At 63.9% G+C, this 20,663-nt stretch carries 24 protein-coding genes; 6 read left to right on the top strand and 18 right to left on the bottom strand.

The genetic code is table 11. The features are described 5' to 3' along the window. Nucleotide 1: 1 nt before the first annotated feature. Entirely contained in the window at nucleotides 2-568 is a 567-nt protein-coding gene (locus tag VGG89_08340) for a UbiX family flavin prenyltransferase (GenBank protein ID HEY1976538.1), read from the bottom strand. 52 nt (nucleotides 569-620) lie between these two features. On the opposite strand from VGG89_08340, the gene VGG89_08335 reads away from it, so the two are divergent. Genes VGG89_08335 through VGG89_08325 form a run of 3 tightly spaced genes read left to right on the top strand, consistent with a single transcriptional unit; the run spans nucleotide 621 to nucleotide 4,961 of the window. Next, nucleotides 621-1,883, top strand: coding sequence for a PD-(D/E)XK nuclease family protein (locus VGG89_08335; protein HEY1976537.1), 1,263 nt, complete (start codon nucleotides 621-623; stop codon nucleotides 1,881-1,883). After that, a complete protein-coding gene (locus VGG89_08330) occupies nucleotides 1,811-4,033 on the top strand; it encodes a 3'-5' exonuclease (protein HEY1976536.1) in 2,223 nt (740 codons plus the stop codon). The genes VGG89_08335 and VGG89_08330 overlap by 73 nt, the downstream gene beginning before the upstream one ends. Continuing rightward, complete coding sequence (locus tag VGG89_08325) at nucleotides 4,008-4,961, top strand: GNAT family N-acetyltransferase (protein HEY1976535.1); 954 nt, start codon at nucleotides 4,008-4,010, stop codon at nucleotides 4,959-4,961. Before VGG89_08330 ends, VGG89_08325 begins: the two co-directional genes overlap by 26 nt. Here the strand turns inward: VGG89_08325 and dinB are convergent. Together dinB and VGG89_08315 are read right to left on the bottom strand one after the other, a co-directional pair. After that, nucleotides 4,958-5,998 carry a DNA polymerase IV gene (dinB, locus tag VGG89_08320; GenBank protein HEY1976534.1) on the bottom strand — a complete coding sequence of 347 codons (1,041 nt, stop codon included), beginning with the start codon at nucleotides 5,996-5,998 and terminating at the stop codon, nucleotides 4,958-4,960. The two genes, VGG89_08325 and dinB, sit on opposite strands and share 4 nt — an antisense overlap. Further along, on the bottom strand, nucleotides 5,995-6,537 hold the full coding sequence (locus VGG89_08315; GenBank protein HEY1976533.1) for a CGNR zinc finger domain-containing protein: 543 nt from the start codon (nucleotides 6,535-6,537) through the stop codon (nucleotides 5,995-5,997). Before VGG89_08315 ends, dinB begins: the two co-directional genes overlap by 4 nt. 100 nt (nucleotides 6,538-6,637) lie before the next feature. Here VGG89_08315 and VGG89_08310 point away from each other — a divergent pair, with 100 nt between their 5' ends. Beyond that, on the top strand, nucleotides 6,638-6,775 hold the full coding sequence (locus VGG89_08310; protein HEY1976532.1) for a hypothetical protein: 138 nt from the start codon (nucleotides 6,638-6,640) through the stop codon (nucleotides 6,773-6,775). 13 nt (nucleotides 6,776-6,788) lie between these two features. On the opposite strand, the gene VGG89_08305 is transcribed toward VGG89_08310, so the two are convergent. From VGG89_08305 to VGG89_08285, 5 genes are read right to left on the bottom strand one after another with little or no spacing between them, the layout of a single operon-like run. After that, on the bottom strand, nucleotides 6,789-7,634 hold the full coding sequence (locus tag VGG89_08305) for a deoxyribonuclease IV (GenBank protein HEY1976531.1): 846 nt from the start codon (nucleotides 7,632-7,634) through the stop codon (nucleotides 6,789-6,791). Nucleotides 7,635-7,640: 6 nt separating this feature from the next. Beyond that, on the bottom strand, nucleotides 7,641-8,387 hold the full coding sequence (locus VGG89_08300; protein ID HEY1976530.1) for a class I SAM-dependent methyltransferase: 747 nt from the start codon (nucleotides 8,385-8,387) through the stop codon (nucleotides 7,641-7,643). After that, nucleotides 8,384-8,947, bottom strand: a complete 564-nt coding sequence (gene scpB, locus VGG89_08295; protein ID HEY1976529.1) for an SMC-Scp complex subunit ScpB — start codon at nucleotides 8,945-8,947, stop codon at nucleotides 8,384-8,386. Before scpB ends, VGG89_08300 begins: the two co-directional genes overlap by 4 nt. A 14-nt stretch (nucleotides 8,948-8,961) precedes the next feature. After that, the gene (locus VGG89_08290; GenBank protein ID HEY1976528.1) at nucleotides 8,962-9,744 is read right to left on the bottom strand and encodes a segregation/condensation protein A; all 783 of its coding nucleotides are present in this window, start codon (nucleotides 9,742-9,744) and stop codon (nucleotides 8,962-8,964) included. Then, nucleotides 9,741-10,214, bottom strand: a complete 474-nt coding sequence (locus VGG89_08285; protein ID HEY1976527.1) for an NUDIX hydrolase — start codon at nucleotides 10,212-10,214, stop codon at nucleotides 9,741-9,743. The genes VGG89_08290 and VGG89_08285 overlap by 4 nt, the downstream gene beginning before the upstream one ends. A 114-nt stretch (nucleotides 10,215-10,328) precedes the next feature. Between VGG89_08285 and VGG89_08280 the strand changes: the two genes are divergently transcribed. Both VGG89_08280 and VGG89_08275 read left to right on the top strand, forming a co-directional pair. After that, nucleotides 10,329-11,429, top strand: coding sequence for a hypothetical protein (locus VGG89_08280; GenBank protein HEY1976526.1), 1,101 nt, complete (start codon nucleotides 10,329-10,331; stop codon nucleotides 11,427-11,429). 15 nt (nucleotides 11,430-11,444) lie between these two features. After that, nucleotides 11,445-11,978, top strand: coding sequence for a Uma2 family endonuclease (locus VGG89_08275; protein ID HEY1976525.1), 534 nt, complete (start codon nucleotides 11,445-11,447; stop codon nucleotides 11,976-11,978). A gap of 8 nt (nucleotides 11,979-11,986) precedes the next feature. On the opposite strand, the gene gcvPB is transcribed toward VGG89_08275, so the two are convergent. The 10 genes from gcvPB to speD all read right to left on the bottom strand — a co-directional run bounded on the left by gcvPB (nucleotide 11,987) and on the right by speD (nucleotide 20,561). Next, nucleotides 11,987-13,474, bottom strand: coding sequence for an aminomethyl-transferring glycine dehydrogenase subunit GcvPB (gene gcvPB / locus VGG89_08270; GenBank protein HEY1976524.1), 1,488 nt, complete (start codon nucleotides 13,472-13,474; stop codon nucleotides 11,987-11,989). Next, the gene (gene gcvPA / locus VGG89_08265; GenBank protein ID HEY1976523.1) at nucleotides 13,467-14,828 is read right to left on the bottom strand and encodes an aminomethyl-transferring glycine dehydrogenase subunit GcvPA; all 1,362 of its coding nucleotides are present in this window, start codon (nucleotides 14,826-14,828) and stop codon (nucleotides 13,467-13,469) included. Before gcvPA ends, gcvPB begins: the two co-directional genes overlap by 8 nt. A 3-nt stretch (nucleotides 14,829-14,831) precedes the next feature. Further along, entirely contained in the window at nucleotides 14,832-15,212 is a 381-nt protein-coding gene (gene gcvH / locus VGG89_08260) for a glycine cleavage system protein GcvH (GenBank protein HEY1976522.1), read from the bottom strand. A 12-nt stretch (nucleotides 15,213-15,224) separates the two neighbouring features. Further along, entirely contained in the window at nucleotides 15,225-16,322 is a 1,098-nt protein-coding gene (gcvT, locus tag VGG89_08255) for a glycine cleavage system aminomethyltransferase GcvT (protein ID HEY1976521.1), read from the bottom strand. Next, a complete protein-coding gene (locus VGG89_08250; GenBank protein HEY1976520.1) occupies nucleotides 16,319-16,780 on the bottom strand; it encodes a PaaI family thioesterase in 462 nt (153 codons plus the stop codon). The genes gcvT and VGG89_08250 overlap by 4 nt, the downstream gene beginning before the upstream one ends. Then, on the bottom strand, nucleotides 16,777-17,604 hold the full coding sequence (locus VGG89_08245) for an SDR family oxidoreductase (GenBank protein ID HEY1976519.1): 828 nt from the start codon (nucleotides 17,602-17,604) through the stop codon (nucleotides 16,777-16,779). Before VGG89_08245 ends, VGG89_08250 begins: the two co-directional genes overlap by 4 nt. Further along, complete coding sequence (locus VGG89_08240; protein ID HEY1976518.1) at nucleotides 17,604-18,491, bottom strand: hypothetical protein; 888 nt, start codon at nucleotides 18,489-18,491, stop codon at nucleotides 17,604-17,606. The genes VGG89_08245 and VGG89_08240 overlap by 1 nt, the downstream gene beginning before the upstream one ends. A gap of 88 nt (nucleotides 18,492-18,579) precedes the next feature. Beyond that, complete coding sequence (locus tag VGG89_08235) at nucleotides 18,580-19,248, bottom strand: hypothetical protein (protein HEY1976517.1); 669 nt, start codon at nucleotides 19,246-19,248, stop codon at nucleotides 18,580-18,582. Between the two features lie 97 nt (nucleotides 19,249-19,345). Next, a complete protein-coding gene (locus VGG89_08230; GenBank protein HEY1976516.1) occupies nucleotides 19,346-20,014 on the bottom strand; it encodes a hypothetical protein in 669 nt (222 codons plus the stop codon). Nucleotides 20,015-20,150: 136 nt separating this feature from the next. Beyond that, on the bottom strand, nucleotides 20,151-20,561 hold the full coding sequence (gene speD / locus VGG89_08225; protein ID HEY1976515.1) for an adenosylmethionine decarboxylase: 411 nt from the start codon (nucleotides 20,559-20,561) through the stop codon (nucleotides 20,151-20,153). Between the last annotated feature and the right edge of the window lie 102 nt (nucleotides 20,562-20,663).

Raw genomic sequence — 20,663 nt, 5'->3', positions numbered from 1 at the left:
CCTAATCCGGCGTACGCCAGCGTTTGAAGAGCTCGTTGGCAATTCCGAACTGATCGAGCGCCTTGCCCACCGTATGCGCGACGATGTCGTCGACGGTCTGCGGGTTGGCGTACATGGCGGGAATCGGCGGCAGGATGACGGCGCCGATTTCGGCGAGCAGCGCAAGCGTGCGCAGATGTCCCAGATGCAGCGGCGTCTCGCGCACGATGAGCACTAGCCGGCGCTTTTCCTTTAAGCACACGTCGGCGGCGCGCACCAAGAGGTTGCCGTTCATCGAGTGGGCGATCGCACTCGCGCTCTTCATCGAGCACGGAATCACGAGCATGCCGTCGGTGAGAAACGAGCCGCTCGAGATCGCCGCGGCCAAGTCGTCGTCGCGATAGATCACGTCGGCGAGCGCTTCGAAATCGTCGCCGCTCATCTCGGTTTCGAGCTCGATCGTCCGCCGTGCAGAGGGAGTGAGGACGAGATGCGTTTCGACACCGCCGATCGCGCGCAGCGCCTGCAGCGCCATGTAACCGTAAGCGCTGCCGCTCGCTCCGCTGATCCCGACGATGATCCTTCGCATCCGCCCACAGTTGTACACAGGGTCAAGGTCCGCCTGGGAGCAAAGTGGTGCTGTGGTGGTCCTCGACGTCGCCGAACGCCGCGCGTTCCTTTCTTCAGCCGTACGCTGGTGCAGAACCGGCGACAAAATCGAGCTCGAACAGCTCGTGCGCTCGCCGTACTCCGGCGTCGATCACGATGTCGGGGCGGCGTACGCAACGCTCGCGTCGCGCGGCGTCGACCTCCTCGAGGCGATCGACGCGCAGCGCCTCGCCGTGCCCACCGCCGATCGCGACACGCTCTTAGCATTTGCCGGGCGGCTGCGGCGACTCACCGAACGCGCCGCCGAACTAGAGGACGAACCTCTGGAAGGCGCGATCGCGCAAGGATTCGGCATCGCCGATGCGCTTCGACCCGCTCAGCCTGACGCTGCAGCTCGGCACGATAGCGCGGTGGCGTTGTCTGAGGCAGTCGACGCCGAATCGCCGGGGCCGGTCTTCGCGCGGCAGCAGCATTTCAGCGCGTCGGCGCTCAACGCGTACGGCGAATGCGCGCGCAAGTGGTTTTACCGGTACGCCTGCGGAGCGGTGGAAGATCGCGGTTCGGCCGCGTCGGCGTACGGCACCGCCTTTCACAGCGCGCTCGAAGATTTTCACGGCGAGTTCGCGCGGCCGAACGCGGGCGACGAAGACGCCATGCGCGCGCGCATTCGAGAATACGTCAACTGGGCATTCGAGCGCCATCGCGACGGCTTCGAGACACGCGTCGCGTTCGAGCTGCAGGTCCGCCGCGCGCAGCGTACCGCGCAGCGTTACGTCGACTGGCTTCTCGCCGAAGCCAAGCGGGCGCCGTTTGCCGTGATCGGACGCGAGGTTCCGGCAAACGTCGAGCTGGGCGATCAAAAGTTCGTCGGTTTCATCGACCGCCTCGATCGCGACGAGCGCACCGGAACGGTCGCCGTCGTCGACTATAAGACCGGCAGCATCGCAACGACGGCCGCGGAGTACCGCGAAAAAATCCGAAAGTTCTCCGACGTTCAACTTCCCTTTTATTACTGGGCGCGCACGGCCGAGGGCGATCGCGTGGGGCGGCTGACGCTCGTGCCCCTCAAAGACGCCCGGCTCGACGTTCGGCCGGTGGTCGTGGAGATCGATCCCGCCGTCATACAAGATTTGGAACGCGCGCGCTCCCGAATGATCGACGTTAGTTCCGATCTGGCCTCGGGACGCGCCCGCACTTTTGACGCAACGGACGATCCCGAAGCGTGCACGTTTTGCGCCTACGCCGCGGCGTGCGCGCAAAAGCCGCCGCCGGAACGCGAGCGCTTCGGACGGTGATCGCCATCGACATCGACGACGAGCAGCGCATCGCAGTCGACACACCGTTCGACCGGTGCCTCGCGATTCTCGGCTTGCCGGGCACGGGAAAGACGCACGCGTTGAACGCGCGGATCGAGCGAGCGCGCCGCGAGCTCGCTCCGTCGGAGCCGCTAGTCTTCACCGGCGAGCGGCGCTTGGACGCCTTTGCGTTCGAAACGCTGGAGGCGTGCGGCGACCACGTGCGCCGGATCGACGACGTCGAAGCATCGCTGCTCTTCGAACGGGCCTGCGAGCCGCTCTTCCAACTCGAGTGGGAAGAGTTTGCGGCCGAACAACTCGATCCTGAAGTCCCCGGCCTGCGATCGCCCGAGCGATTCGTCGAGTCGGCATTTCGCTTGATCCGTAAGCTGCGCGACGCGCGCATTTCTCCCGCCGATTTTCTCGCGCGATCGCTCGGCGGCGCAACCGAGTTCTACGCCAAACCGCCGAACCTGGCGAGCCCAGCGCTCCTGGCGGCCACCAAACAAACGTATCACGACTCGCTCGACGTCACGCCCAACGAGCTGCGGCGGCAGCACCGGCGCGAGGTCGACCTGGCGAAGATTCTCGCCAAGCTGTACGAGTCGTATGTCCAGCTCGTTGCGACGACCGGACTAATGACCGGACGCGACGCGGTCTGCGCCGCGATCGACCGGCTGCACGGCCATCCCGCACTGGCGTCCGATCTGCGCGCCAAGCACCCCGTTGCGTTCGTGGACAACGCCGAGGATCTCACGACCGCCGAGCTCGCACTGCTGACGGCGATCTACGGTGAGACGCTCGACGGCGTGACGTTGTGCGGCGATCCGTCTTCGGCCATCGCCGCGGTACGCGTGACGCCGCCCGAGGCGGCGTTCGAACGCGCCGCTACGCGCGTCGAGCTGACGCTACAGCGGCGCTCGCCCGACGTCATCGACGCGGTTTGCCGCCGCATCTCGGGCAGCCACGAGCGCATCTCCGTGCCGCGCGACGCGGCGAGCACGCTAACGCTGCACCGCGCAAAGTCCGAACGCGAAGAAGCGGCGTTCGTTGCCGATCGCGTGAAAGCGTGGCTCGACGCGGGAACGCCGCCGCATCGCGTCGCGGTTCTGCTTCGCTCGATACGCGACGCCGAATTCTACGAACGCGCGCTGCTCGAGCGCGGCGTTTCGGTGGCGACCGGCGGCGACGCCAACGTTTTTTCCGACCGTCGCGCGCTCGACGCTCTGGCGCTCCTATGGAACGTCTACGATGCGTTCCGGCACGACTGGATGTTGCGCACGCTCTCGAGCGCGGCACTCGGCCTTTCGGACGCGTCGCTCGCGATTCTGTGCAGCGAACCGCCCAGTCCTCAAGCGCCGCTGTTTACGGTCGACGACGAACCGGTCCCGACGGCGCGCAAAAGCCGGTGGGATCCCAAGCGCGATCTGCGGCTGGGCTGGAACGTCGTGCGCGGCGAGCAGGACGCCGCGCTCGGCGACATCGCACGCAAGCGATTGGTGAAGTTTCGCGAGCAGCGCGCGAAATGGATCGAGCACGCACGCGCCGCATCGTTTGAGACGTTCGCCCGCGCGGTGTGGCAAGACGCGCTGGCGGTCGACGGCGATGACGATTCCGCGAGCGCGCGCGCGCAGCAGCTCGTCCTGCGACGGCTGCTGGCGAGATTGAACGCGTTTCTAGAAGAACATCCCGACGCGAAGCTCGGCGACGTGTTGGCGTACGCCGAACAGCGTGCGAGCACCGAGCTCGAATCCTGCGAGGCGACCGAATCGGACGGCTTCGTCTCACTACTCAGCGTCGAAGCCGCGCGCGGGAGGGAGTTCGACTACGTCGCCGTCGTGGGCGCCGGGGCCGGAACGTTTCCGCGCTGGTACGTTCCCGACGCCTTCCTGTTCAGCCAACGTTTGGGCATGGTTCCCAAGGAGAACGTCGGCGAATGCCGCGCGTCGCGCACGGCAAAGTTTACGTATTACGTCGCGCGCACCAAAGCCCGCGAAGGCTACAACGAACGCGAGCGGCGTGCGTTTATCTACGCCTTGCGCAGAGCGCGCGCCGGCGCCGTCGTGACGGCCTCCGGCGGCGTAACCCGCGGGACCACCGCACCCGAGTTTCTCGAAGAGCTGCGTGCAGTTACGAACCATCGCGCCTGAAGCGTACGCGCGCCTCGTTATGCCGCAAACCGCTCCGTTGTGGGGAGGCGGCGATCTCGATGCGTACGTCGCGAGATGGCTCGGCATCGCGCGCAGCCGATTCGGGCGAAAGCACTATCGGACGGTCGGGTTGTACGAGAATCGAACGCTGCTGGCGTCGCTCAAGGAGTACGACCGTACGATCCTCGACGGCTCGCGACGGTTACGCGCCGTTGGATTGGGCGCGGTCTTTACGCCGGAGGCGCTTCGCGGGCGCGGATACGCCACGGCGATGATTGCCGCCGTTCTCGATCGCGCGCGCAACGAAGGCTACGATGTAGCCTACCTCTTCTCCGACATCCGTCCCCAGTTCTACGCAGCAATCGGATTTAGAAAGCTGCCGTCGCGCGAAATCGTCTTGCGAGCCGACGCGCTGCCCTCCAAACGGCTAGCGGTCGTACCGTTGATCGAGAAGGACTGGGGCGCCGTTCGCCGCTGCTTCGATCTAGCATCGCGCGGGCACGTTCGTTTCGAGCGCACGCCGCTGGTATGGGAGTGGGTACGCGCACGCTTAGACCTGCAGCTGGAGCGTAGCGGCGGACAACCGTTTCATTTGACCGTGCGGCACGGGCGCGGGATCGGAGCCTACGTCTTAGGAGGTCGAATCCCCCACCGCGACGCCTACTATCTCTCCGAGTTTGGCTTTGCGGACGATCTGGCCGCATCGGTCGTTCCCGGACTCCTACGCGCTGCCGCCGGAGATCTACGCCGCATCGTTGGCTGGCTGCCGCCCCACGGCGCACGCGAACTCTTACCGCGCGGCAACATTCGCGCGCGTCGCGGCTCGGTGCTGATGGCGGCGCCGCTCTCCAGCGGCGGCACGCGATTGGTCTCCCACGCAACGCAGTCGAGTGCCGCCGACTTCTGCTGGGAAGCCGAACACGTCTAGAATAGCGACGCCTGTAAGGGCTCCCCGTCGACCAGCGAGGCGACGCGCGTACCCAACAGACGCACGGCCGCACCTTCGAGTCCGCTGCGGCGCAGACAGTGAACGGCTGCGTGAAAGATTTGACGCGCTTCTCGCGTCGGCTGCTCTAAGTGCGTTTGCCGTCCGAGAACCGTAAAGTCGGCGCGTTTGATCTTGATTCCGACCGTCTTTGCGCTGAGATTTTCGCGGACCAGCTTCTCGGCGAGTTCGCGAGCGTGTTCGCGCAGAATTTCCACCAGCCGCTCTTCGTCGCTCACGTCGAACTCGAAGGTCTCTTCGGTCGAGATCGATTTCGTTTCGCGATCTGTCTCCACGCGCCGGCGATCGATGCCGCGCGCCAGCTCGCGCACTTCGTCGCCCCACGAGCCGAACAGCTCGCGCAGCCGCGCGTCGTCGAGCGCCGCAATCTCGCCGATGGTCGTGACGTTGAACGCCAGCAAGCGCCGCTGCGTCTTCGGACCGATACCCCACAGCCGCCCGACCGGCAGCGGCGCCAAAAACGCCGCTTCTTCTCCAGGCACAATGGCCAGCAAGCCGTCGGGCTTGCACGCGTCCGATGCGATCTTCGCGATCATCTTACCGGTCGCCACGCCGGCGCTCACCGTCAAACCCGTCGTATCGAAGATCTCGCGCCGCAGCTCGACCGCGCGTTCCGTCGCCGCCTCGATCGAAACGTCGCCTACGTCGACGAATGCTTCGTCGAGCGACAAACCTTCGACCGGATCGCCGCGACGTTCCAATATCTCGAAGATGGCGCGCGATTCGGCTTTATATTTCGCCATGTCCGGGCGCACGACGACGAGCTCGGGACACGCCATCCGCGCCTTGTATAGCGGCATCGCGGAACGCACGCCGAATGGGCGCGCCTCGTACGACGCGGTAAGCACGACGGCGCGGCGGCTCGACCCGGCGATCGCCACCGGTTTACCGCGCAGATGCGGAGCGTCGCGAATCGCGACGCTGGCGTAGAAGGCGTCGACGTCGAAATGCGCGATCACCGGTGCTCGCGCTGCCGGCGACGTTGAGCTTTCTCCCGGTTACCGCAAGTCGTCATACTGCACCACGCGCGTGAAGCGTTCTTCGAACGGTCGTAATACGCGAACCGGCACGTCGACTTGCGACAGGCGCGCAGGCGGCTCCACGTTCCGTCGGAGATCGCATCGTACACGATAGCCAGCAACGCGCCGATGGTTGCAGTAGAACCGCTGCCCTGCGGGCGCAGCACCGGAGCGTTGCCTTCGATCGCGATCGCCACGCTCGTTCCGCGCGCGAACGGCTCGAGTTCTTTCCACGCTTGCGCGGCATCGAACTCGCCATTGTTGGCAAAGAGCGCGTCGCGCAGCGCTTCGCGGAAAGCGCGCAACCGATCGCAATCTTCGCGGTTCGCCACAGGCGCAAGGCCCGCGTCGCGGCACCATGCCGACGCCTCGCCCGGCGTCGCCAGGGCGTCGGGCCCATCCGGCAGCTCGAGCGTATTGACGAAGCGCCGCAGTAGATCGAGGCGACCGGGAGCTTCGTCGGATTCGGATAGGGACATCGCCCCTCTACAATAGCACCAGCAAAATGACTTGACAAGTTACCGTAACCGCTGTACGATACTTACAGGTTACTTACATCCCGCTACGAGGCCCAGAACGATGTTCCGCGATCCCCTCCGCACGACGCCGCTGGTCGCCGATATCACCGACGTCAATCTTCGACTGCGCGTACAGCGCGCCGATTCGGCCCTGTTCAACGTCTCCGACGTGCGGCTGCCGAATCTCCACATTCGTTAAACCTGGCGGGGACTTAGGCCGCCGCGCCCTTCGCGATCGCCAAAATCGTCTGCATGTTGCGCAGATCGTCGGCGTCGCTGCCCGGCGTCTCTAAGATGGCGGTGCGGTCGCGCAACTCGCGCCGCGCGAGCAGCGCGCGGAATCCTTCGAAGCCGATCTTCCCTTCGCCAATATGCCAGTGGCGGTCCCGGCTCGCACCAAGCTCCACTTCGGTATCGTTGAAATGGAACACCAGTACGCGATCGACGCCGATTGCCGCCTCAACTTTATCGACGAAATCGTTCACGCCGGCCGTCGTATTTATCGCGTAGCCGGCCGCCCACGCGTGTGCGGTATCGAGGCATACGCCGAGCTGCGGATGGCCGACGGTTTTGACTAACGTCCCCAGCTCGTCGATCGTTCCGCCCGCGAGCTGACCTGCACCGGCGGAATTTTCGAGGATCAAGAACACATTGGGCGCGACCTCCTCGAGCGCGGCTTCGAGCGCGCGACAGATCGCGACGAAGCCTTCGTTACGGTCGCGCGTGCCGTACGAACCGAGATGCGTGTTGACGAACCGAATGCCTCCGCGAGCCGCAAACTCGAGGTCGGCGCGCAGCAGGCGCAGCGACCCTTCGTAGATCTTGGGATCTTCGCTGGCGAGGTTGATGAGATACGGCGTGTGAATGACGCACGGATCCAGCCCTGCGTCGCGCCGCAGCGTTGCGAACGACTCGAGCGCGACGGGATCGATCGCGCTGGGACGGTAGCTGCGCGGATTGGACGAAAAGATCTGCAGCGCCGTCGCGCCCACGTTCTTCGCGTGTTCGACCGCTTTTGCATAACCGCCGCCCACGCGCACGTGAAGACCGATGCGCACGAAACGTTACTGCGCCGAGGGCGTCCGTGCGACGTAAAGGTACTGTACGTAGGACAGCGCCAGATACTTCGGCTGCTCGCCGAGCATCTCGCGGAGGCGGCGATCGAGTTCGTGGACGTAGCGATCGGAGCGCGACCCCAACGTGTCGGCAACGATCTTACGCGACCGCTCGTAGTTCAAATACTGCTCCAACGAAAGCGCGGTCTGCCACGGAATGACGCGCACCATTGGCGTCGTCACGGCGCCGGCGTAAAACTCTTTAAAGCCGCCTTTCAAACCGGATTGCGGCGGTTCGACGCCCATCTCTTTGGCCACGCGGGCGCGCAGCTGCGCGACCGGATCTTGATCCAGCAGCACCTTCCACCAAACGGCTACCAGGCCGCCCGGTTTAAGCACGCGCACGATCTCGGCAATGGCTTTCGCGCGATCGACGTGATGGAACGCCTGCGCGCTAATCGCCGCGTCGAACGTGCCCGGCTCGAACGGCAGCGCTTCGGCCGATCCTTCCACCCACGTCGCCGACGGATAACGCTCGCGCGCCTTGGCGAGCATCGGCGCGGAGACGTCGACGCCGGTGACGCGTACCGCGTTTTCAATCAATGGGCGGCTCGCTAAGCCGGTGCCGCAGCCCACGTCGAGAATGTGCTGGCGCGGCGATAAACCAAACCCGACCAGTGCGTTGTACAGCTCGGTGGAATAGCCGGTTCGGCCTGCATCGTAATGCGCGGCGAGAGCATCGAAAGTCGTCATCATTCCGCTACAAGATTGAGTTCGAGGGGTTGACCCGGGTCGAGCTCGAGCTGCGGCAGCTCGTCGAGCGAGCGCAGTCCGAACGACTCGAGAAAGAATCCGGTCGTCTTATACTGCATCGGACGGCCGACTACGTCTTTTCGCCCGGCTTCCGCGATCAAATTTCTGTCAAGAAGCGTGTTGACGACGCTGTCGGAGTTCACGCCGCGAATCGACTCGATCTCGCTCTTGGTCACCGGCTGCATGTGCGCCACGATCGCGAGCGCTTCCATCGCCGGCGTCGAGAGCGTCGTTTTCGGCGGTAAGAGATAGGCTTCGACCGCGGCCCGTGCCAGCGGCGACGTGGCGAAACGGTAACCGCCGGCAACTTCGCGCAGCACAACGCCGCGTTCGGCATAATCGGTCTCGATGCGCTGCAACGTCGCGGCGACTTCGACTTCGGTCGCGCGCACGAGCTTTGCGATCTGCTTGATCGAGAGCGGCTCGCCCGCGACGAAGAGCAGTGCCTCGACTGGAGCGGTCAAGCGCAGAACGGCGTCTTCGAGGAGTTCGGGGCTCTCCAAGAGTTCCGGGCTTTCTATTGCGGTACTCCTTCGGTTTTGCGGGTGTAAGCGAACAAACGAATGTCGTCGAAGAGCTCGGGCTGATCGAAATCGATGCGGTGCCGGCGAATCAGCTCCAATATCGCCAGGAACGTGACGATTACGACCTCACGCGTCATTCCGAGTTCGTGACAGAGCGCCGAGAAGAACACTTCTCCGTGCTCCTTGACGCTGCGCACGATGTAATCCATCGACGCGATCAGTGAAACGCGCTCGCGCGCGATCGACCGCTTCTCCGGGCGAGCCTGGCTGAGCATCGCCAGGAACGCGCGCTTGAGCTTCTCCGGATCGATGTCGTACCGCTGCACGATCTCGCCCGCCGGGTCGCCGGACTCGCGGTAAAAGAAGCCGCTCGACTCCTCTTGCCGCGAGCGCAGTTGTTCGCCCAGTTCGCGATACTTCGAGTAAGCGATCAAGCGCCGGCGCAGACGCTCCTCGACCTCTTCGGGCGTCTCGGCCTCTTCGTCGAGGAACTCTTGCGGAATGGGCGGCAGCAACGCTTTGCTCTTCAAGTACACGAGCGTTGCCGCAATTACGAGATACTCGGCCGCGACCTCGACGTCGAGTGCTTCCATCATCCGGACGTAATCGAGGTACTGTTCGGCAACGCTGGCCAGCGGGACGGTCGCGATGTCGAGCTGCTGTTCTTTGATCAGGCTCAACAGCAGGTCGAGCGGCCCGTCGAAAACGTCGAGCTGCACGCGGCAGCCACCCTGGTCGACCGGCGCCAGGGTTTCGGCGGACTCGGTCTGGTTCAAGACGTCTTTTGCGCTGCTACCGCGGGCTCTTCGCCGAACGCGGCCGGATTGGCAGCAATGTACTCGAGGGCCATGTCGATGAGGCGCTTCTCGTTGACGTACTTGAGCGTCTTGCGGGCCTGCGCGAGATCGAACCAGCGCGCGTCGTCGACCTCATGGTCGTGATTGGCCGGATCGCCCGACAGATAACGCATCAGGAAGAACGTCACCGACTTGCGGTGCTTGGCTTTACCTACGTAAAACCAATACGAGATCTCGTTGAGCCGGGTGACGATCTCGCCCCAGCAGCCCGTCTCTTCGCGAACTTCACGCAGTCCCGCTTGCTCGTTGGATTCACGAGCTTCGACGTGCCCCTTCGGCAGGGTCCAAACGCGTGGAGGCTCGCCGCGCCCGATCAAAAGCGCGTCGAAAGTCGAATCGCGACGACGTAAGAGCAGCCCGCCCGCTGACACTTCGTACTTGATCCGCATGTCATCAACCCGTGCTGGAGGACGTGGAAGGGGGCTCGTTGCCGTGCCCCCCGATTACTCCCATTATAGCCTCCGGGCCCAAGAAGAGCCTGCAAAAAGGGTAAGCCTTTTAACGTGATCCAGCCGCTTGCTTGTACTGCCCGTGAGAACGGCCTCCGATACGTCAGCGACGACGCCCCCGGCATCCGGCGGCTACGGCGCGGGCGGCACTTCACGTACGTGGGCCCCGACGGGCGGCCGGTGCGCGACCCTGCGGTTCTCGCCCGGATCCGAAGCCTCGCCGTTCCGCCGGCCTACGAGGACGTGTGGATCTGCCCCGACCCGCGCGGTCACATTCAGGCGACCGGCCGAGACGCGCGGCGCCGCAAGCAGTACCGCTACCATCAGCGCTGGCGCGAGGTCCGCGACGAAAACAAATACGCCCGCATGCTCGATTTCGCGGCGGCGCTGCCGCGCATTCGCCGGCGCGTCGCCGCCGATTTACGGCGCAAGGACCTCGATCGAGAAAAGGTCCTGGCGGCGGTCGTGGCGCTGCTGGAGATCACCGCCGTGCGGGTCGGCAACGACGAGTACGCGCGCGCGAATCAGTCGTTCGGTCTGACGACTTTACGCAACCGTCACGCATGGGTTCACGGCAGCAAACTGACGTTTCGCTTTCGCGGCAAGAGCGGCGTGGCACACGACGTGCGCGTCATCGATCACCGGCTTGCCAAAATCGTTCGCGCGTGCCAGGAACTGCCCGATCAACGGCTGTTCGATTACGTCGGCGACGACGGCGATGTGCATCGCGTCGGATCGAACGAAGTCAACGAGTACATCCGCGAGATCTCCGGCGGCGATTTCACGGCTAAGGATTTCCGGACGTGGATGGGCACCGTACGCTGCGCGGTCGCGCTCTCGCAGATGGACGAAGCCGCGACGGTTACCGATCGCAAGCGCAACGTCTTAGAGGCCGTGCGCGACGTGGCACGGCATCTTGGCAACACGGCTGCCGTCTGTCGCAAATGTTACGTTCATCCCGAAGTGCTGGCCGCGTACATGGATGCCGGCAAGCTCGAACAAACCGCGGCGTCAAGGCCGAGCACGCGTGGATTGCGAGCGGAGGAGCGTTTCGTAATTCAACTGCTCAAGCGGCGCAGCCATCCGAAGCGTTTGGAGCGTCTGCTGAAGCGTTCGGTCGCGCAGCGGTCTAGACGCAAGCCCGCAGCGGCGTGATAAGCTATGCGTGACATGGCGCTTCGCATTTCCGACGACAAAAAGCCCTACGTCGAATGGCTCGCAGGACGGCCCGTTCCCAAGGTGAGCCCAAAGCACCGCCACGCCGTGGTGCAGTGGGCGCTGTGCGGAATCGTCCGCCGCCTAGGTAAAGGCCGCGGAACCTGGGGCACTGAGTGGCGTTTCGCGCTGGACGAGCGTAAGGGAAAGCGGACGTCGCTCGTCCCCGACATTGCGTTCGTCTCGTACGAACGCTGGCGCCCGCTTGCGCAAGAGCAGCAGCAAGAGCCTCCCTTTGCGCCCGATGTCGCGATCGAAGTCCGCTCGCCGAGCGATCGGATGAAGAACGTGCTTTGGAAGGTGCAAGCCTATCTGGACGGCGGCGCGCTCCTCGTGCTCGACGTGCTGCCCGAAGAGCGGCGCATCGTCGCGTACGATCGCAACGGAGCCACGGAGTTTTCGTCGACCGACTTCTTCGAGCACGCAGCAGTCCCGTGGCTGCGTTTCGACGTCGCCGAAGCCTTCGCCGACCTCGAACCCGGCGAATAGCTACTTCGTTAGGGCTTCCACCGCAAGTCGGGCTGACGCGCGGCACGCGTTTCGTCGACGCGGCCGACGACGGTATTGACCGGAGCGTCGAGCAGCGCTTGCGGATCGCTCTTTGCTTGCGCGACGATCTCGCGCATCGCCTCGACGAACGTGTCGAGGGTCTCCTTCGACTCCGTCTCGGTCGGCTCGATCATCAAGCACTCCGGAACGATGAGCGGAAAGTACATCGTGGGCGCCATGTAGCCGCGGTCGAGCAGCGCTTTGGCGATGTCGAGCGCTTTGACGCCGGTATCGCGTTTGAGCTGCTGCGCCGAACAGACGAACTCGTGACGGCAGATCTCCGGATAAGGCGTCTCCAAGAACTCGGCGATTCGCACGCGCAGATAGTTCGCATTGAGCACCGCGAGCTGCGAGACGCGCTTGAGCCCTTCCGCGCCGTTGGCGTAAATATAGGCCAGCGCGCGCACGGCGTGCGCGAAGTTCGACCAGAACGAGCGCATCGGTCCGATCGACTTGGGCCGGTTGAAATCGAGCCGAAACGTCATGCGATCGCTGGGCGCGGCGTTGGCGTCGCCGTTTTCTTTCGACGTCGCCGTGACTATGGGCGTCGGTAAATACTCGACCAGATGCGCGGCCACGCCGACGGGGCCATGACCCGCGCCGCCGCCGCCGTGCGGAATGGTGAACGTCTTGTGCGTGTTGAGGTGCATGAGATCGAAACCCATGTCGCCGGGACGTACGTTGCCCATGATCGCGTTGGCGTTGGCGCCGTCGTAGTACATCAAGCCGCCGGCGGCGTGAACCGCGGCGGTGATCTCGTGCACGTGGTCTTCGAACAGGCCCAGCGTGTTCGGATTGGTCATCATGCAGACGGCCGTGTCCGGTCCAAGGACCTTCTTGATTTCGTCCACGCTGACGCGGCCGCGCGCGTCGCTGGGCAGCGAGATGACTTTGAAGCCGCACATCGCCGCCGACGCCGGATTGGTTCCGTGAGCGGTGTCGGGAACGATGACTTTATCGCGAACCGTCTCGCCGCGATCCTTGAAGTACTTCTTGGCGATCAACAGCGCGGCGAGTTCGGCATGCGCTCCAGCCGAAGGATTGAGGGAAAACGCCGCCATCCCGAAAAGCGAGCTGAGCGTCCGCTCGAGCTCCCACATCACTTGCAGCGCGCCCTGCGCAAGCTCGTCGGGCGCGTACGGATGCAGCTCGGCGAACTCACGTTTGCTCGCCATGGCGTCGTTCACGCGCGGGTTGTACTTCATCGTGCACGAGCCGAGCGGATAGAAGCCGAGATCGATGCCGAACGTCCGGTGCGACAACTTGGTGAAATGCCGGACCACGTCGAGTTCGCTGTTGTCGGGCAGCGGAAGATCGTCGCGCAAGGCCGCTTTCGGAAGGAACGTTTCGAGCGGCGGTCCGGCGTCGACGTAGCGGTTCGCGCGGCCCTCTTGGCCGAGCTCGAAAATCAGCGGCGACTGCGAGGTATCAAGCATGAGCGGGAACCCCGACGATTTCTTGCAGCGCGGCCGCCAACGCGGCGATATCGCCGGAGCTGGTCAGCTCCGTAGCCGTCATCAACAAGCAGTTTTTGAGCTCGGGATAGAAGCGCCCGAGTTCGATGCCTCCAAGAATTCCCCGCCCTTGAAGCTGCGCGAGAACGCCGGCCGCGTCGCGGTGGACGTCGGCGACGAACTCGTTGAAGAACGGCGCGGTAAACTTCAGATCGACGCCCTCGATCGACGAGACGGCCGTGGCGAGCTCGCGCGAGCGCTCCAGGTTGAGCGCTGCAACGTCGCGCAGACCGGTCTTGCCCATCAACGCGAGATAGATCGTCGCGATCAGCGCGCAGTGCGCTTGGTTCGTGCAGATGTTCGACGTCGCGCGCTCGCGCCGGATGTGTTGTTCGCGCGCCTGCAGCGTGAGCACGTACGCGGTACGGCCGGAGTTGTCCACCGTCTTGCCGACCAGACGCCCGGGAATCCGGCGCATGTGCGCCGCCGTGGAGGCGATGAAGCCGGCGTACGGGCCGCCGTAGGCGACTGGAACGCCGAAGCTCTGCGCTTCGCCGACGACGATCTCCGCACCCCACGATGCCGGCGCCGCCAAGGCGGCCAGCGACAGCGCTTCGGCGACGACCGCAATCGGAATCGTTTCGGCGGCGACGACGGCGTCGAGCACGGGACGCGACAACACGTCAACGTTGCCGAAGAAGTTCGGCGACTGCAGCGCGACAGCCGCGTATGCGTTGCTCGCTACCGCTTTTTCTATGGCCGCGAGATCGGTCGTGCCGTCGCCGGTGAACGGAACTTCATCGACCGAGACGTCGAGGCCGTCGCAATACGTCTTGAGTACCGCGCGATAGTTCGGATGAACCGCCGACGAAACGAGAATCTTCTTGCGCCCGGTCTCGTTGAGCGCCATGATCGCGCCTTCGGCTAGCGCGGTCGCGCCGTCGTAGACTGATGCGTTCGCGATATCCATGCCGGTGAGCAGGCAAATGTACGTTTGCCACTCGTAGATCGCTTGCAGATAGCCTTGCGAAACCTCGGCTTGGTACGGCGTATACGCGGTCAGGAACTCGCCGCGCATTGCGAGCGCCGCGATCGCGGGCGGCGCGTAATGACGGTAGGCGCCCCCGCCCAGGAACGAGCGAAGGCCGGCGGCCGAGTTTTTGCTCGCGAAGTGCTCGAAGCGCTTCGCGATTCCGTATTCGGGCAGTGCCGGAACGACGTCGAGCCGGTCTTTGAGCGCGACGGCGTCGGGAACGCGGAGTAAGTCGTCGAGCGATCCAACGCCGATCGCTTCGAGCATCGCCGCAATATCGGCTTCGGTGTGCGGTGTATACACGGTTTAATCCGTCGCGATTTTCTCGTAGTCGGCGGGAGAGAGCAAGTTTCCGGTATCGGCAGTATTGCCGACGCGCACTTTGAGCAGCCATCCTTGGCCGTAGGGATCCTTGTTCACCGCGGCCGGATCGTTGTCGAGAAACGAATTGACTTCCAGAACTTCGCCCGAGATCGGCGTGAAGAGATCGGAGACGGCCTTGACCGACTCGATGACGCCGACGTTTCCAAACTGCTCGATCTTGGCGCCGACCTTCGGCAGCTCGACGTAGACGATATCGCCGAGGGAGTTCTGCGCGTAATCCGTGATGCCGATCGTCGCCGTATCGCCGTCGATCTGCACCCATTCGTGCTCTTTGCTGTACAACAGGTTTCCGGGCACCGCCACGCTTGGATCTCCTTACTTTTGACGTTTGTAGAACGGCAGCGGCACGACGGTCGCATCGTGCTTGGTGCCGCGGATCTCGACTTGCAGCTTGGTACCGGGCGCGGCCGCGCGCGGCGAGACCAGCGCCGTCAGAATCGGTTTGCTTTCAACCGAGGGCGCGAGCGAACCGCTGCGCACTTCGCCGGCATCGGCGCCGTCGAAAAAGACGCGATACCCTTCGCGCGCCGGAGCGCGACCTTCCATGATCGCGCCGACGATTCTCGCGTACGTGTCCGCCGCGAGCTGTTCGGCCAGCGCTTCTTTACCGACGAACTGCGGCTTGTTCAACTTGAGCGCCCACGTTTGACCGGCTTGCACCGGCGTGATCTCTTCGGTCAGCTCGTGACCGTACAGCGGCATGCCGGCTTCCAAGCGCAGCACGTCGCGCGCGCCCAGCCCGCACGGCTCCAATCCATCCGCTCGATGCTCGCGCAGCAAACGGCTCCAGAGTTCGGGCGCTTGCGGACCGTCGACGAAGAGCTCGAATCCGTCCTCGCCGGTATAACCGGTGCGTGCGATCACTGCCGGAACGCCCTCGACCTGGCTTTCCGCGCAGAAATAATACTTCATCGACGCCAAGTCCAGACCGGCGACGTGCGGCTGCAGGATCGCAACCGATTTCGGCCCTTGAATCGCGATGAGCGCCGCACTGCCGTGGCGGCTCTCGAGCCGAACGCCCGACGACGGCAGATGCGCCTGCAGATGCGCCCACATCTTGTCGGCATTGGCGCCGTTGACGACGAGCAGCCAGCGCCCGTCGAGACGGTAGAAAATCGTGTCGTCGTGAGCGCCGCCGCGCTCGTTGCAAAAGATGTTGTAGCGCGCCTGCAGCGGTTTCATCGTTTCGACCGCGTTGATCGTCAGCGTATCCGCCCACGCCGCCACGTCGTCGCCGTACAGATAGAACTGGCCCATGTGCGAAAGATCGAACAGGCCGGCCCGGTGGCGAACGGCGTCGTGTTCCTTCAGAATGCCGGCGTACTGCACGGGCATTTCGAAGCCGGCAAACGGCACGCAGCGCGCCCCCGCGCCGACGTGCTCGTCGTACAACGCGGTCCGCTTAAGCGTCACTTCGGTGCTGTGGGCCATTTGGAATGACTGCCCGCCGGGCGCTCGTTGTCGTAGCTGTTGAGAAAGTTTAAGGTCGCGTGCGCGACGATCTTTTCACCGCTGCGCACGTAGACTTCGCCGTAGACGATTCGCCGGCCGGCTTTTAACACGCGCGCTTCGGCGATGAGATCGTGCGGCGGCAAGGCCGGACGCAGAAAATTGCACTGCAGCGACGCCGTCGTCGTATCTTGCTCGCGGCCGAAGATCGACGCGAGCGCGCAGTAGAACACGGTATCGCAGAGGCTGACGATCGCGCCGCCGTGAACCGCGCCCGTGCCGTTGGTGATCTCCGGGCGGAACGGCATGCGCATGACCGCCTTGCCGTGCTCCATGCTCTCGAGTTTGAGGTCGAGGAGGCCGACGAAGTTACCCTTCTCTTTTTCCCAGGCGTGCGGCGCCTGGCTGTAATCGATGCTCATGACTGTCGGGCCATCATTCCACGTATGGTGTCGTAAGCTTCCCGGAAGTTGAGGGTTCCGCCGTGCAGCCATTGCGCGCCGTCGACGGCCAAGGTAGCGCCGCTCACCCAGGCGGCGTCGTCCGAAGCCAGCCACAGCGCGGCTTTGGAGATATCCGACGGCTCGCCGAGGCGGCCGAGCGGCACCGATTTACGCACGAGCTCCTCGACGTTCGCGACGCTCCAAAGGTTTTTGTCGGTACCCTCGGTGTGAATCGGGCCGGGCGAGATCGCGTTTGCGCGAATCCCGAACTGCCCCCATTCGGCGGCCAGGGTTCGGGTCATCGCGAGCACGCCGGCCTTGGCACTCGCGGAATGCACCGCGCCGGGTTCGCCGCTCCACGCGTAGGCCGCGATGATGTTGACGATCGAGCCGCGGGACGCTTTGAGCGCGTCGAATGCGAAGCGCGTGCAATAGAACGTGCCGAGCAGCACGATGTCGACGACGCTCTTGAACCCGTTGGGCGAGAGTTCTTCCGACGGGCAGACGAAGTTGCCCGCGGCGTTGTTGACCAGCACGTCGATGCGCCCGGTGCGTTCGACGATCTCCTTCATCACGGCTTCGATGCGGGCCGCGTCGCGAACGTCGGCGGCGAGCCCGAACGCCTTTCCGCCTTCGGCCGCGATCGACGCGACCGTTTCGTCCAGCTTCTCTTGACGGCGCCCAATGACGCACACCTCGGCGCCTTCGAGCCCGAACGCGAGCGCCATCGCGCGTCCCAATCCCGTTCCGCCGCCGGTGACGACGGCAGTCTTCCCCGCAAAGCGATGCTGCCGGTCGACCATCAGAACGTATCTCCCGCTGCCGCAAGCGCGCGGCGTAAGTACAGCGGCAGCGAGAAGAGCCGCCGATGCGTGATCGCGTCGTAGAAAAAGTTCTGACCACGCAGCCCGCGCACGTAGGCGTCGACGGCCGGCGCATCGAGCGCGGCGAGGTCGACGCGGTCGCTGCAGGCCAGGAACGCCCAGTCGGTATCGAACGCCGGAACGTAGGTGAAGAACGACGTCACGTGCTCGTAGTGACGCCGCAACGTCCGCGCCATCTTACAGTGCAGCGAGTAGTTGTGGAACGAGGCCGTGCTGGCTTGCAGCACGTACACGCCGCCGTCGGCCAGCCGCGACTTGATGAGCTTGAAGACGTCCTCGTTGAAAAGGACGTTGCTCGGCGAGTCTTCCAGCGGTTCGGTGAGATCCGAGATGACGGTGCCATAGCGATCCTTGTCGTCGCGCATGAAGGCCAGCGCGTCGCCCACGATCACCCTCGCGCGCGGATCGTCGAACGCCCCGTCGGACCACTCCGGCAGATGCTGCTTGGAGAGCTCGACGACGAGGCCGTCGATGTCGACCATCGTGCAGCGCTTGACGTCCGAGCAGCGCAGGACTTCGCGCAAGGTCGCACCCTCGCCGCCGCCGAGAATCAGCACGTCGCCGCGATCGGCGGCACCCGCGAGCGCCGGGTGGACGAGACTCTCGTGATAGATCTTTTCGTCGCCCTGAGAACTCTGCGTGTCGCCGTCGAGAACGAGCATCTTGCCGAACACCGGCGTTCCGATGACGGCAACTTGCTGAAACTCCGAACGGCCCGCGTAATAGACGCGATCGATCGCGTGATGATGCTGCTCCGTGGGCGCCGACTCTTCGACGTACCACTGCCAGTGCTCGGTCTTGGGCATGGGAGCGCTCAGATTAGACGAAAAACGTCGGCCACCTATGAAAAACCCCGCCGGTGAGACGGGGTTTTCGCATGTTATCGCTGCGCCGCTACTTGCAGGCGGCGTTGAAGTATAGGGGGCCGGCCGGGAGTCCGTTCGGGAACAACGTGCCCACGGCACCTCCCGAAATTTTTTCGTTGATGGTGTTACCGCTTACCGTGGGCCGGATTGGAATCGAGAACCACGAGAACTTCTTGCCGTTTTGTCGCAGGATCGCGACGCCGCACGTTTTGCCGGGGAGCTTCTTCGCTTTGACCATTACGATCAGGTTTCCGCCGGTGAACTTCAGACCAGCGAACGGGTTGACCGCCTCGATGTAGATCACCGATTTACCGGCGGTCTTGGGAAGCGCCGGGAATGCCTTGCCTTTGAAGGGCTTGATGTCTTTAGCCTTGCCACCAACGGCGTCGACGAGCGCGAGGCTCGGATTTCCCTTGGAGTTGTTCTTGGGCATCGCGACGGTTACGGTGATGCCTTTATATGGCGCCAGCGTGAGGGATAGGCCCTTTGGCGGCAGCTTTTTGACGTTGCACGAGCCTTCGAAAATCCACGCGGGTTGAACCGCGTGCGTGTAGCACGGCCCCGTCGCCTCGGGAGTCACGGCGTTAAAACCGGGCGCGCCGCTCTGCGACGGAATCACGCCGTGTCCGCCGCACGCAGCGAAGAGGATTGCCGCACCGACGGCTGCGGCGACGTTGCGAACTGTAGAAAGACTCATGCTGCCCTCCGGAATTTGGGCGGACTATCTTGCGTGCCAAAAAGAAAAACCCCGCCGGTCAAGCGGGGTTTTGCTTGTTACGCTTACGAGCGGCGCGTTACTTGCAGGCGGCGTTGAAGAACAGCGGCCCGGCGGGTAGTCCGCTCGGGAACAACGTGCCGACGGCGCCTCCGGCGATCTTCTCGGTAATGACGTTACCCTTTACCGAAGGCAGAATCGGAATCGAGAACCAAGAGAACTTGGTGCCCTTTTGCTGGATGACCGCAACGGTGCAAGTATTTCCCGGAAGTTTCTGCGCGGTTACGGACACGATCAAGCTTCCGCCGGTAAACTTCAGACCGGGAAATGCGTTGACGGCTTCGATGTTGATCACCGATTTGCCGCGGCTCGTCGAGATTGGCGGAAACGCCTTGCCTTTGTAAGGCGCGATGTCTTTGGTCTTTCCGCCGACCGCGTCGACGAGAACGAAGGCGGGATTGCCCGTAGCAGTATTCTTCGGTATCGTCACCGTTACGGCGAAGCCTTTGTAGGCGGCGAGTGTGAACTTTCTGCCCTTCGTCGGCAGCTTCGAGATCACACACGATCCCTTGAAGATCCACGCCGGCTGGGGCGGATTAGCGGGACAGGTCGTCGGCGCAGTCGACTTACTTAGCATCGACGGCATGAACGCTGTCGATGGAACGACGCCGTGCGATCCGCCGCATGCCGCAAGTGCAACTGCCGCAGCCGATGCGACAACACCGGTGCGAATCATAGAAAAGCGCATAATGGAAAACTTTCACCTCACAGAGAGCGGGTCAGGAAAGGCCAGTTTGGACGTACAACGACCGTCGCCTGCCGAACGTTCCGGCAGGCGATATGTACGTTTTCCTGAGAAAGCGCTGCCTCGCCCCGCAGAGCGATTAAGCGGTGAGAACGCGCAGATCGCGATCCGCGCTAACGACGTGCGAGAACTCGCCGTCGCTCTTTTCGATTCCGCGCTTGAACTCGGTGGTGAGGACGCTCTTGGCTTGCAGCGAATCGGCCGCGAGGTCGCACGCGAGCCACGGGTCGGTATGGTCGCCGCACGTGTAGAAGTCCATGGCGGCGTAGCCCTTCTCAGGCCAGGTATGGATGGAAAGGTGCGATTCGGCCAGGATGACGGTGCCGGAAACGCCCTGGGGCTCAAAACGGTGAAAAGCGCTTTCCATAACGGTAGCGCGGGCGGCCCTGGCGGCCGCGATCATCATGGTGTGGATGCCGTCGACATCCGAAAGCAGCATCGGGTCACAGCCCGAGAATTCGCACACAATGTGCCGTCCGAGTGCCTTCAATTTCGTAGGTCTCCTTGACCCTGGGGGAATCCCACCTCCGGACTTCGTCGGCTGGCGCCTGCGGTGCAGTCACGTCCCCGACCTATCGACGAGCTCTTGCCG

The sequence above is a fragment of the Candidatus Baltobacteraceae bacterium genome (assembly GCA_036488875.1).
Classification (GTDB): domain Bacteria; phylum Vulcanimicrobiota; class Vulcanimicrobiia; order Vulcanimicrobiales; family Vulcanimicrobiaceae; genus JAFAHZ01.
The sequence above is the reverse complement of the archived record's forward strand: the minus strand, read 5'-3'. Positions and strand labels throughout refer to the sequence as shown.